We start from the raw sequence: 12225 nt of genomic DNA, 5'->3' as shown, positions 1-12225 counted from the left end.
ACTATAAATAATTCAAAGACGGTGAATCGTTCCTCGCTGCAAACGCGATCATTAATGCAACTGGTGGTGCTGGCTTTTTTTCTGGTCGTCGCACCCCTGGGCGTATTAATCTATCAAGCAACCGATTCTATGGTGACACTGTCTCGCCAAGGGCGTGAGCACGCCAAAGAAGCCCTCGATTTTTTCAGTCGCAGCCAACACCTGCGGGAGCTTTCCGGTGATTTGGTGCGTTCTGCTCGACAATACGATGTTCTGAAAAAAGCCGATATTGAAGAGCGCTTTCGCTCCCAACTAGCCGAATACAAACAACTTCTTCAGTTACACAGTTTTCTCATTGATTCCAGCAATATCGAAACCATTTTCGCACTGATCGCCGAACTTGAAGCCACACCACTCAACAATGAAGCGGATGCAAAAGTCAGCGCCCTCGTGCCTCTTACCCAGACGCTCTATGCCGACACGCGCAAGAAATTAGACCAACGGTTAGAATCCCTCAATGCCAAAGCAGAAGAGCAGCAAAACCTACTCTGGCTTCAGGCGGGATTATTGATCACCCTGTCCACCATTCTTATCCTCTTTTTCAGTATCCGCATCACTCGGCCGGTGAAGCAACTGATGTTGCGCATCAAAGCCCTAGGTCATGGCCAACTCGATATGTCGAAGCCCTTCAAAGGGCCGAAAGAATTTCTTGCGCTCAACCAACAGCTAGAGTGGCTAGAAACCCACTTGCAGCTACTCGAACAGGAAAAACAGGCCTTCTTACGACACATGTCCCATGAGTTAAAAACACCGCTAACAACCCTGAGAGAAGGGACAGACCTACTGGCTGAAGAGCTTGCTGGGCCGCTGACTCACGACCAGAAAGAGATTATCACCCTGATGCAAGACAACAGCATCTCGCTACAATCACTCATTGAGCAATTGCTCGATTACAACCGGTTGCAGCACGCGGGTGAGCACGACCTACAAACCCAGCCGATTTTACCCATCATTCAAGAATCATTAGCGTCCCATCAATTATTACTCAAACAGAAGCAGATTCAGGTAACATTACCTAAACAGGATCACCCTTGGCTCATCGATAAAGAGTTACTCCAACGGACCCTCAGCAACCTGATCTCCAATGCCTCAGTCTATGGCAGCGAAAATGGGTTACTGAAAATATCCTTAACGGTTCAGGATAGCTGCTTAAGAATCGAGGTCGGCAACACCGGCCCAGAGATTCCTGATTCTGACCTAGCACAGCTGTTTGATCCCTTTTTTCAAGGCGTCAACAAACGGCAAGGCTCGGTTAAAGGCTCAGGGATCGGTTTAAGCATCGCCCGAGAATCGATCAAGGCCATGGGGGGGAATTTAGAACTTCATAGTAATCAGGATGGCTTTGTTAGCTTTATGATCAGCATTCCAAATCAAGGACAGACAACTCATGAGTAAAGCGCTGTTTCTCACATTGACCCTCTTCATGGTCAGCGGCTGCCAAACGATGAGCTCTCTATCATTTCCGTTCCTGTCATCACCCGCGAAAAGCACCAAGCCCTCGTGTCTGTCTGGCAATATCGACCTGTGGGTAGAGCAGGAACAACAGTATCAGCAAGCCCAAGGTTCAGCTAAAAACGAGATGCTAAAACAGGCGATTGAAAGTGAACAAAAAGCCACTTTAGCGATCCTACTTAGTCAGCCCGGCAATACAACCGCCCAATTAAAGAAATCGATTGCCCTGTTTGAACAGTTCGATCTGAATCAAAACCCTGAATGTGATGCTGAGCAATACTTACTAGTACGCTATCACTACACACAGGCGGTCATGACGTTACAGCAGGCTCTGAATAACGCAGACCTTGAACGCAAGGCACTATCTGCCGAACGAGATAAGCTCAAACAGCAAATAGAAGCATTAACTCGCATTGAGAATGAACTGTCTCGCTAGAAAGACAGATTAGGAGTAAAAAATGAAATCGACTCAACAACTGATTCTTATCGTTGATGACGACCCAGGTATCCTTAAAGTTTTGAGCTTACGCCTGAGCGCTTCAGGTTTTCGCATAGACACCGCCAATTCGGGTGTTGAAGCACTGCAGCGGATAAAACATGAAACACCCGATCTGGTCCTCAGCGACCTACGCATGGATGGCATGGACGGTATGGCGCTGTTTTCGGCGATACAGGAAGACCATCCCGCGATTCCCGTGGTGATTATCACGGCCCACGGTTCGATTCCCGACGCCGTCGAAGCGACTCAAAAAGGGGTCTTCGGATTTCTCACCAAACCGATCGATAAAGATCAGCTGCTCAGCACCATTAACTCGGCCCTAGATTCTGCCCACCCAAAGGATGATAGCTGGCGTAGTGCCATCGTCACCCATAGCCCGCTGATGAATGAACGTCTCAGTCAAGCGGAACGTGTGGCGAAATCCAATGTCAGCGTCCTGATCACCGGCCCTAGCGGAACCGGAAAAGAGTTGATGGCAAAAGCGATCCATCTTGCCAGTGATCGACGCGCTAAACCCTTTGTCGCCATTAACTGTGGAGCCCTACCCGAGCAGCTACTCGAATCAGAACTCTTTGGCCATGCCAAAGGCGCCTTTACCGGTGCTGTTACCCAGCACGAAGGCCTGTTTCAGTCCGCTCAGGGTGGCACGCTGTTCCTCGATGAAATTGGCGATATGCCGACCAGCCTGCAGGTGAAACTGCTGCGGGCTATTCAGGAGCGTACTATCCGTCCTGTGGGTTCGACCCGCTCCATCGATATCGATGTCCGCGTTATCTCTGCTACCCACCGTAACCTAGAGTTGGCGATGGAAGATGGTGAATTCCGTGAAGACCTTTATTACCGCCTAAACGTGGTCAATCTTGAACTGCCGCCCCTGCGCGAGCGCCCCGAAGATATCCCTCTGCTGGCACGCTACTTTGTCGAACAATCGGCTAAACGGCATAACCCTAAGGTTAAAGGCATCTCGCCAGGCGCGTTGCATATCTTGGCGCAGGCCGCTTGGCCGGGCAATGTCCGGCAACTGGAAAATGTCGTTGAACAAACGGTTGCCCTGTCTAGCGCGCCGATTATTAGCGAGGGTTTAGTCAATCAAGCGATTGCGAATCAGGACCGTGTGATCCCATCATTCAACGAGGCGCGCTCAAGTTTTGAAAGAAGCTACCTTACCAAAGTGATGCATATCACCGCCGGCAATGTGACTCAGGCGGCGAAGATCGCACAACGTAACCGTACCGACTTTTATAAATTGCTGAATAAGCATGACTTAGAAGCGTCTCAGTTTAAGCTAGGGCGCAAAACGAATGAGTACATAGAAGAGAAAAAAGTAGGCTGACCCCTACTTTCTTCTCTCAAAAACAACTAAGGCCGATACTCAACAGATCGGCCTTTTTTTCGTTGAATCAACAGCAGATCGCTCAAGATCACATTAACCCGATGCTCGAGAGCTATCTCCCTTATCAGTTACACCAGTACTTGCCGAGTATTCGCAATCAACTGATGAATCTTCTCCTCAACCTCGGGCTCAATCATCTCCGTTGGGCGACAACCGTTGGGGCAGGCCATGTTCGCGGTGGTGCCAAACAAGCGACAGATCAGCGGGCGCTCGCCATACACAGTACAACCCTGAGGCCCTAGATGTACGCAGTTGAACTCCTCGAGTGCAGCCTCATGTTCCGCATCAGACTTCACCGGCAAGCGCGACATCTCTTCAGACGATGCGGTAACCGGGCCACAGCAATCGTGACAGCCCGGGGTACATTCAAACGACGGAATACGCTCACGTAGTCGCACGATAATATCTTGATTGTTTTTCATCCCGTCTCTTCCTAATAGCTCAAAATAATTCAAGAGAGTGACCTTATATCGATCAGCGCAATGCTTCTTAGCGACCGATATCCGCCATCATGCCATTGGTCAACTGCAACAGATCGGCAGGACTGAGCTCCACTTCCAAGCCTCGTTTTCCCGCGCTCACGAAAATAGTCTCAAACTGCTTCGCCGACTCATCTAGCAGCGTCGCTAAACGCTTTTTCTGGCCTAATGGACTGATACCACCCACCAGATAACCGCTACTTCGTTGCGCCTGCTGAGGCTCGGCCATTGTCACCTTCTTAGCCTTGAGTGCACTGGCGGCTGCTTTCAGGTTCAACTGCCCGACAACAGGTACAATCGCCACCGCTAACTGACGATTATCGCCGTTAAGCGCCACCATCAATGTTTTATAGACACGCTGGGGCGAGACATTCAGCGCGTCCGCCGCTTCATTGCCATAGGATTCACAATCGACGTCATGAACATATTCATGCAGGGTGAAATTAATTTTTGCTCGTTTTGCTAATTTAATCGCAGGGGTCATCGTTACACTTACTCGACTATACCGGCCTTTCAATGAGATCCAATATGGACTTCTCAGCCTTCTCTTGGGTTTAACTTAATATCGCTTATCTTAGTATCGCTGCGTTAATGGTCTAAGCACATCCTCTAGCCCATTGAGCTTCACTTCGTAGAGAATCTGCAGCAAGATACCAATCTCTCCCTCAGGAAAGCCTTTCCCAGCAAACCACACGAGATAAGGCTCCGGCAACTCTAGCAAGAGTCGGCCTTTGTATTTACCAAACGGCATCGGCATATTGGCCAATTTTTGTAGCCTTTCAGGGGTTATCTCCATGCCTGCCTCATACTCAATAGGTTGATCGTCGAATCGATTTAAAGCCAGCACTATACATTAAAACCCTTCCCCTTAATGGCCCAATCACGGTGGAATGAGCACAACGGGCGAACAGGACAATTGCATTTTAAGGCAATCAAAGCGAGGATAACGGCTCGTCATTATGCCCCTCATCGGGTTAAGAGAGTATCCGCTATGCCAGCCCATCTTTGTGCCATTACGATCTACCCCATCAAATCGACCGCCCCTATCAACCTTAGCCGCAGCGCAGTCACCGCGACAGGGTTAGCCTTTGACCGCCAGCTGGTACTCTGCAATGATCAGGGTAAATTTCTAACGGCACGCACTCACCCCGCATTGCTGGCGGTGAAATCCGCCCTGCTACCCAATGGTTTGCTGATCTCGGCGCCAGGTGTTGAGCCGCTGCGACTCGACTATTCACAACTGGGTTCGCAATACGATGAGATCAATGTCTGGAAGGACCAAATCCATGCACGCAACGGTGGCGCGCAAGCACAACAGTGGTTTACAGACTATCTACAACAACCCTGCAAACTTTACCTGTTCGATCAACAATCCGACCGCCCTGTCAGCGGCCACCCCGATCATCAAGTGGCCTTTGCCGATGGTTATCCACTGCTGCTCATCTCCCAAGCATCATTAGCGGATCTGAATCAACGCTGCCAAAGCACTGTATTGATGGAACAGATGCGCCCTAACCTCGTGATCGACCAGTGTGATACCTATGCTGAGGACAGCTGGAAGCGTATCCGTCTGGGCGATGTGGAATTTGAAGTGGTCAAACCCTGTGGGCGCTGCATTCTCACCACCACCGACCCAACCACACTGACGCGCAACCCTGGCCGGGAACCCCTCAGTGTATTAAAGAGATACCGCAAAGGAAGCGATGGTGAGGCTCACTTCGGCCAAAACCTAATTGCACTCAACAGCGGCATTGTTAGTCTGAATGATCCTCTCGAGATATTGGAAACCAGAGAGCCCGAACATTACCAAAGTGCACCCTGAAATGTCTAATCATCCAACAGGGCTAACAGATCGGTGCCGATAAGCGCCCGCTGAGATGTACTCAACTGCCGCAACTGCTCGGCGGCTTTAGCCGCCCCCTGACGCTGCAACTCAACCCCTGCGGGAGAGATTCCGCGTAACATCACCGCCGCGTAGGTACCGCTGACCTTATCGCGGCCATGCCCTAGCCGCTGTAACTGCAAGCCAAACTGCTGCCAAAAACGACATAATCCCGAGGTTGCCCCAAAACTCGTGCCTAACCAATCGAGACCTTGGCTGCCATCTTCAACCGCTTGCAACAACGCACTACCGATCCCATGTCGTTGCAACTGAGGGTGTACGGCAATCCGCATTACCCGAAGCCCTCGACAGCGCGCCGCCATCGCTATCTGACAGTGCGCTAGCAACGTTTGCGGTATCAACTGTCCTTTAGGCCGCCGAGTGCCCTGCATAATTGCCTCAGCTAGCGCGGTATCGATTGGGCCTTCATACGCCAGCAGTACCGCTGCCACCCACTGCGTCTCCCCCTGATACTCAATCGATGCGCCCCATATTTCGACATTCGGACTGTCCAATAGAATCCGCAAATCCCCTGGTGTCGTCCGATAATGAGCCAACATCAACAGCCCAAATAGCTGTTTCAAGCGACGAGTATCGGCCACCAGCGCATCCCGGTCTAACTTTTGGCAGCGCAGATCTTGGGGTTCAGCGCCATAACCCACTAAATCAGCCGGCTCAGCATCCAACAGCAGGGCCTGATAGCTAAAACGCTCTAATGGATCACCATCGGCCCAACGTACCGGCTGATGCATCTGCAACAGCTGTCGCTGCGGTACCCGACGATCAAGGTAAGGCATAAAGCGTACCGCAAACCCCTGTCCGGTGCCCTCATAGCCATGTAGGGTCGAGGCAAAAATAACCCGCGGATAATCCAGCAGGCTCAGCAATAGAGGCGCGGGTATCGCCGCGGCCTCATCCACCAGCAGCAGATCGGCTGCCGGTCGCTGCTGTAACAGCTGATCGGGCAATATAAAGCGCAGCCGACTGCCAGCATAACGCCAGCAATCCCGCTCATAGGCTAATTGATCGATGGGTAATAACGCCTGCAACAGCATCACCACCGCCTGTATGGCTCCCCGTGATGGCGCCGTGATCAACAGATCTAACGAGGGTTTATCCTCGGCGGACACTCCAGTAGCTTGATGTTGTTGCATCAACCGCGCCGCTAAAATACCCAGTGCCGCACTTTTGCCCCGGCCTCGGTCGGCAGTGATCACCGTCACTGCCCGTGCATGATTAAGGATATCGGCACAGTGTTGTACAGTGTCTTGCTGATCCTGAGTTTTAAATGGCGCGGGCAACGGGGATCGATTCTGCCGAGGATGCCGCTGTGCTATACGTCCAACATCCGCTGATGTCAGAGAAGGCTGGGACACTAAACCCTGTTCACCTTCCCAAAAGTGAAGCAAATCACTGTCCGCCGCGATGGTATTTTGTAAATGCCGAATAAAGCGACGCCCCACATCGGCAGCAGTAAATGGCGGCACGGCGATATGTTGGTACTCAGGATCATCATAATCCTGCCACCTATCGATACACCCATCGACACACCCATCGATAGCAGGAGTGACAAGGATAAACACCCCGCCGGCGACCAGCGTACCGACCACCTGACCAAACCCATTAGGGTTAAAACCACTCCAAGCATCATAAATAATACCCTGACACTCTTGGCCTAACAGCTGATGCGCTTGTTTTGCACTGATAGGCGGCAGCGCGGTAGGCGGTGTTAAGCCCGTCTGCGCGTCACCAATCCAGCGCCACTGAGCCTTAGCCGAGCGTTCGTCTAAAGCAGAGCTAAGATATGTAAAGCCGTCCAGTTGCGCCTGACACCACGACTGACTGCCGCTTAGCACCACTAATAACCGGTGTGAACGGCGCTGCGCATCCTCTAACCACCTATCAAGATTATTCAGTACCGATTCCCGACTTGCCACAACACTACCTTTTACTTGATCAATAATTGAATTTTACACGCTCCCCGCTGTCAGGATATAGGTAATCAGGACGAAAATGTTATGGAGAGACGACAGCGATCATGGCTATCAACAATACAATCTTACTGGCTGGGGATATGAGCGATGCGCGCTGATTTATGCCTAGTCATGGACCAAGGAAGTCACTATTGCCGAGCAAAGGTTTATGACCGTCTCGGCACCTGCCTAAGCTGGGGCAAAGTACCGGTCAAAACCCAGCTAACACCGCCCAACCGTGCAGAACAGCACCCCCAATCGGTATTGATTGCACTCAAGCAAGCCTCGCTTGAAGCGATCAGTAAACTCACCCGTGATCAGAGACGCCACCTAAGAACCTCCGCGCTCGTCACGCAACGGGCTAGCACGCTCTGCTGGGATGCCGATAACGGCAAAGCCTTAACCCCCATACTCTGCTGGCAAGATCAACGCGGCTTAGCCTACATCGAAGAGCTCATGCCCTTGGCGAGCATGATCAGGCAGTTAACGGGGCTTTACCCGAATGTTCACCTAGCGGCCTCCAAGTTACGCTGGTGTATGGAGCATATGACCGCCAACAACCCTAAACATCGCATTCGAGGAGGGCCGATCTCCGCATGGCTGATCAAACAACTCGTGCATGAACAACCCGACCTTATCGATGGCGTCACCGCAGCGAGAACCATGCTGTACTCCCTGAAAGATCGTAATTGGCACCCCGAATTGGTAGAACTACTCCAACTGCCCGATTCGCTGCTACCGAAAGTGCGCTTTAGCCAGTTCCATTTTGGCACCTTAAAGCTGCCCGGTTTGAGCCTACCCCTCGACTTTGTCAGCAGCGATCAGGCCGCTGCACTTTTCGCCTTTGGCGAGCCGTCACAGGATAATCTACATATCCACCTAGGCAGTGGCGGCTTTATGAATAGGGCCCTGACAGAACGTGGACTGCATCCACAAGAGCGACTACTCCACCACCTCATTCTTGCCGCTAAGCAGCCACTGTATAGCGCCGAAGCGATCATCAGCGGTGCATCCAATGCATTGGACTGGGCGTTCAATCACTGTCGCCCCGGTTCACAGCAGATCGACGAATGGGCCGCTCACTATACCGATCCACCGCTATTTATGAATATGGTCGCAGGGGTGGGCTCACCTTACTGGCAACCGCTGGAACGTTCATGTTGGCTGAACGATGCGGGTGACCCAAAAGCGCAGATGGTCGCGGTGATGGAAAGTATTGTTTTCCTGATCTGTCGCAACTTAAAAGCGATGTCGGCACTGCCTCCCGCTAAACAGATTATTATTGATGGTCAGGCAAGCCAGTATGATTCTCTCTGCCAGAGAGTAGCGGATCTGAGTGGCTTACCGGTGCTACGTTATGAGCAACATGATATCACCGGGTTAGGCGCCGCTTGGCAAACACTGCCTAATAGTCTTAGACAGATGCAAGCGGACACTACCTTTCAGCCGACAACCAATCCCGCCCTGCAGCAGCGTTACGGCGTTTGGTTAGAGAGCTTTGATCAACATCTCAAATCACTTAATGAATAGACCTATGAAACGAGTAACTCCTATCACCGGACTTAACTTACGAACTTAATTTACGAGCTTAACTTACGAGCTTAATAACAGGATTTAGAGCCATAAAAAAGCCAGCATATCGCTGGCTTTTTAATAGAATCAATCCAAGAGAAGCTACCTTTGCAAAGGTGCTTGATCGCTACCGGTTAATGATCGAATGTTACCGGCATTTCCTTCGCGCCCTCCGTGTGCGCTTTCACTTGCCCATCACCACACTGGATCGCCTCAGCGAGTGCCAACTCGGTTTTTGCCATAATACTCTCTGCCGTCAGCTGCGCTGATGGCTGCAACGTACTGGTCCCAATGCTGACACGCAAGCGATGTGCCGGTTCGATCTGACTGATATCCTCACACAACCGCTGCGCTAACATCGGTGACTGCTCATTGGTAGAGGGCAGCAATAAGGCAAACTGCTTAGCCGCTATTCTGGCAACCCGATCCCCCGGCCGAGAGATCGCTCCTTTCAGAACCCCCGCGACTTGGCATAACTGTTGATCGGTAATCGCTTCGGCTGATTCATCATCGGGCTTATCGACCGCAATAATCATGAGCGTTAACGGACTAAACTCCCTCACGGCTCGACGGCACTCCGTCGATAATACTCGATTAAAATGACGACTATTGATCAGGCCGGTTAACTCATCGAGCACCGTCACCGATGCCAGCTTATCTTGGCTCTGCTGCAACGAGGCCTCCTTAGCGGCAAGAAGGCTATCGAAACGCCGTGTACAGGCCCTCATTTTCAGCATCATACCAAGCGTCGCGAAGGTTAATCCCGCTACCACCAGTGCGATAAAGAGCGGCAGATAACTTTGATGACTCGCCATAATAGGATCGGCCAGTTGCCGAAATTCACTTTCAGTGAAGGAGGCTTGCGGACCATAAACAGACCACAACTGATCAAGGTCTGTCGCTTTACTGACAGCTACGGGATCAACTCCATCGACCTCATGCGCCATCGCTAGATGCACATGCTGAACCGCAACACGCTCTTCATACGCCTGACCCCCAACATACAGCACAGCGAACACTATTACTGAAACCACCAGAATGACAATGGTCTGAAGCCGGTCGTTGGTTTCAGTCTGTCTGGTATCTATCACCGTTGAATTCCTTAAATAACGCCTACATTTAGGTTGAGTAAATACTTTTTTACTAGGTGATGCAAATACCTACTGCCCATAACGTTTATGGGGCTGATTAAGATAGGCGAGTTCTTCGGGGGTTGATGAACGATCTAGGATTTTATTGCGGTAGGGAAAACGGCCAAAGCGCACAATAAGATCGCGGTGTTCATGGGCAAAATCAAGGGCATTATCGATATGATGACGGTACTCTTGGGGCGTTTCACAGAGCAGGTTTTCCAACTGGGAAACACACAGATCCTGCGCACTGATATCTTCGGCATGCTCTAACGGCATTAAGAAAAATAGTTTCTCGCTCCCTTCCAATGCCGCGTCATGGCCTTTTTTCAACCCTTCACGACACAGTTGCTCTGCGCGGGCATCGCCCGAAAAAGCATCCGCCGACCCCCGATAGATACTGCGGGTGAACTGATCGAGAAGAATAATAAGCGCCAAACGTCCACGGGGTTGCCCAGCCCAATCATCGAGTTGCCCCCAAAGCGCCTGCCTTACCTGATGACCAAACGACTCCTCAAGCTGTCGATCCATCGCCTCATCACCAAACCACCACAGTGATTTACGATTAGTCACAGGAAACCCCTGTTTTAGTTCGCCAAACCAGAATTGTAAAATTTGCTCAATCTGTTCTGTCATCTCAACACCTACTTAACGCTCGGTAAAGATATGAAAATAAGGCTGATGCCTGTTTTCAGAGCTATCTCTCGATACTGTTTTTTTATGTGCGTCTATGTACGTTCTATGTTCGATCTCTCGGTACGGCTTCTATGTGCTATCGGCATGATTAAACATAGAGGGGATTCGAAACAGATCATCGATTCCCCATAAGCGCTACCTTCAAAGGCATAAACACTGCTCAATATCTTACTGAGTATAGAAGAGTTGCGTAAAGCCTGTGCAATCAAACCGCCATAGAAACATCCACGGTGACATAATTTACCTTTTATCTACAGGAAATCTGTTTTAGTCTGAACCTTATAAGGATAAACCACTCTTTATTACTTGAGTACAGTCGAGACATAATTTCTAACGAGGGAACGATGCGGAACTTACTGATTTTAATCATTCTAGCGGCAGTAGGTGTGGGTTATCTCTATCTTAACCAACCCCAGCCAACCCCAGTGGCGACGCCAACCGTAGAACCGGATGAGCTATCCAAAATGGCGGCTAAACGCCATATAGAAAGCCTTACCTCAAAACCCGATCAGGTCATCGAGATCGGCCAAGCCAATAATTTTGTTACCCAAGACCAGCTATTGAAACTACCGACGGATCAAACCACCGCCTCTGCCGGTACCCAAGCGGTGAGCGATGGTAACGCCATCACGTTCGGCGTCCAACTCGATACCATCGGTAACTCGCAACAGCATCAAAACGCCATCATCTTAGCCAGCCAACTGCCCATGGCGGACCAGATCAGACTCAAAGAGCTACTCAATAACCCCGATAACAGTGCCGATACCCTGTTCTATATCCACGGAGTCAATGCTTCCGACAATCAGGGTTTATGGGGCATCATCCAACAGGGCTTGATTGACACCTTTGCCAGTGGCATTCAACTAGAACAACAAACGATCAGTGCGGCCATCCCCGTCGAAGCCGATGAACGACTCGATAATAAAAATAGCTCTTTCCTGGGCACCATCCTCGATGAGAAGGTAAAAGATACCTATGTGTACAACTATCACAAGGGTGTTCTAGGACAAAATCCAGATCTAATTACTCCGGGGCAAGAACTCATTATCGTCACCTTCACGCAAGATGAACTGATCGATATCTACAACCACTTTAACCAGCAACAGTGAC

Annotated in this window: 12 protein-coding genes; 6 read left to right on the top strand and 6 right to left on the bottom strand. The window is 50.7% G+C overall.

What is annotated here, in order from left to right:
* The first annotated feature begins 54 nt into the window (after window positions 1-54).
* From EH243_RS07260 to EH243_RS07250, 3 genes are read left to right on the top strand one after another with little or no spacing between them, the layout of a single operon-like run.
* Window positions 55-1434 carry a HAMP domain-containing sensor histidine kinase gene (locus tag EH243_RS07260; protein WP_126157985.1) on the top strand — a complete coding sequence of 460 codons (1380 nt, stop codon included), beginning with the start codon at window positions 55-57 and terminating at the stop codon, window positions 1432-1434.
* Window positions 1427-1927: a hypothetical protein gene (locus EH243_RS07255; protein ID WP_126157984.1), complete on the top strand. Its 501-nt coding sequence runs from the start codon at window positions 1427-1429 to the stop codon at window positions 1925-1927. Before EH243_RS07260 ends, EH243_RS07255 begins: the two co-directional genes overlap by 8 nt.
* 22 nt (window positions 1928-1949) lie before the next feature.
* Entirely contained in the window at window positions 1950-3323 is a 1374-nt protein-coding gene (locus EH243_RS07250; protein WP_126157983.1) for a sigma 54-interacting transcriptional regulator, read from the top strand.
* A 128-nt stretch (window positions 3324-3451) separates the two neighbouring features.
* Here the strand turns inward: EH243_RS07250 and EH243_RS07245 are convergent, their stop codons facing one another.
* The 3 genes from EH243_RS07245 to EH243_RS07235 all read right to left on the bottom strand — a co-directional run bounded on the left by EH243_RS07245 (window position 3452) and on the right by EH243_RS07235 (window position 4658).
* Window positions 3452-3805, bottom strand: a complete 354-nt coding sequence (locus EH243_RS07245; RefSeq protein WP_126157982.1) for a YkgJ family cysteine cluster protein — start codon at window positions 3803-3805, stop codon at window positions 3452-3454.
* A 67-nt stretch (window positions 3806-3872) separates the two neighbouring features.
* Window positions 3873-4346 (bottom strand): Cys-tRNA(Pro) deacylase, encoded by a 474-nt coding sequence (gene ybaK / locus EH243_RS07240; RefSeq protein ID WP_126157981.1) that lies wholly within the window; start codon window positions 4344-4346, stop codon window positions 3873-3875.
* A 90-nt stretch (window positions 4347-4436) separates the two neighbouring features.
* Entirely contained in the window at window positions 4437-4658 is a 222-nt protein-coding gene (locus EH243_RS07235; RefSeq protein ID WP_126157980.1) for a DUF3820 family protein, read from the bottom strand.
* 195 nt (window positions 4659-4853) lie between these two features.
* Here EH243_RS07235 and EH243_RS07230 point away from each other — a divergent pair, with 195 nt between their 5' ends.
* Window positions 4854-5684 (top strand): MOSC domain-containing protein, encoded by an 831-nt coding sequence (locus tag EH243_RS07230; protein WP_164549065.1) that lies wholly within the window; start codon window positions 4854-4856, stop codon window positions 5682-5684.
* 5 nt (window positions 5685-5689) lie between these two features.
* Here EH243_RS07230 and EH243_RS07225 read toward each other — a convergent pair whose 3' ends face one another.
* Window positions 5690-7681, bottom strand: a complete 1992-nt coding sequence (locus EH243_RS07225) for a tRNA(Met) cytidine acetyltransferase TmcA (protein ID WP_126157978.1) — start codon at window positions 7679-7681, stop codon at window positions 5690-5692.
* Between the two features lie 144 nt (window positions 7682-7825).
* On the opposite strand from EH243_RS07225, the gene EH243_RS07220 reads away from it, so the two are divergent.
* Window positions 7826-9247, top strand: coding sequence for an FGGY family carbohydrate kinase (locus tag EH243_RS07220; protein ID WP_126157977.1), 1422 nt, complete (start codon window positions 7826-7828; stop codon window positions 9245-9247).
* 176 nt (window positions 9248-9423) lie between these two features.
* Here the strand turns inward: EH243_RS07220 and EH243_RS07215 are convergent, their stop codons facing one another.
* On the bottom strand, window positions 9424-10380 hold the full coding sequence (locus EH243_RS07215; RefSeq protein ID WP_126157976.1) for a GGDEF domain-containing protein: 957 nt from the start codon (window positions 10378-10380) through the stop codon (window positions 9424-9426).
* A gap of 69 nt (window positions 10381-10449) precedes the next feature.
* Window positions 10450-11055 (bottom strand): DUF924 family protein, encoded by a 606-nt coding sequence (locus EH243_RS07210; RefSeq protein ID WP_126157975.1) that lies wholly within the window; start codon window positions 11053-11055, stop codon window positions 10450-10452.
* 404 nt (window positions 11056-11459) lie between these two features.
* On the opposite strand from EH243_RS07210, the gene EH243_RS07205 reads away from it, so the two are divergent.
* Window positions 11460-12224: a hypothetical protein gene (locus tag EH243_RS07205; RefSeq protein WP_126157974.1), complete on the top strand. Its 765-nt coding sequence runs from the start codon at window positions 11460-11462 to the stop codon at window positions 12222-12224.
* Window position 12225: the final 1 nt, after the last annotated feature.

The sequence above is a fragment of the Amphritea opalescens genome (assembly GCF_003957515.1).
Lineage (GTDB): Bacteria > Pseudomonadota > Gammaproteobacteria > Pseudomonadales > Balneatricaceae > Amphritea > Amphritea opalescens.
The sequence above is the reverse complement of the archived record's forward strand: the minus strand, read 5'-3'. Positions and strand labels throughout refer to the sequence as shown.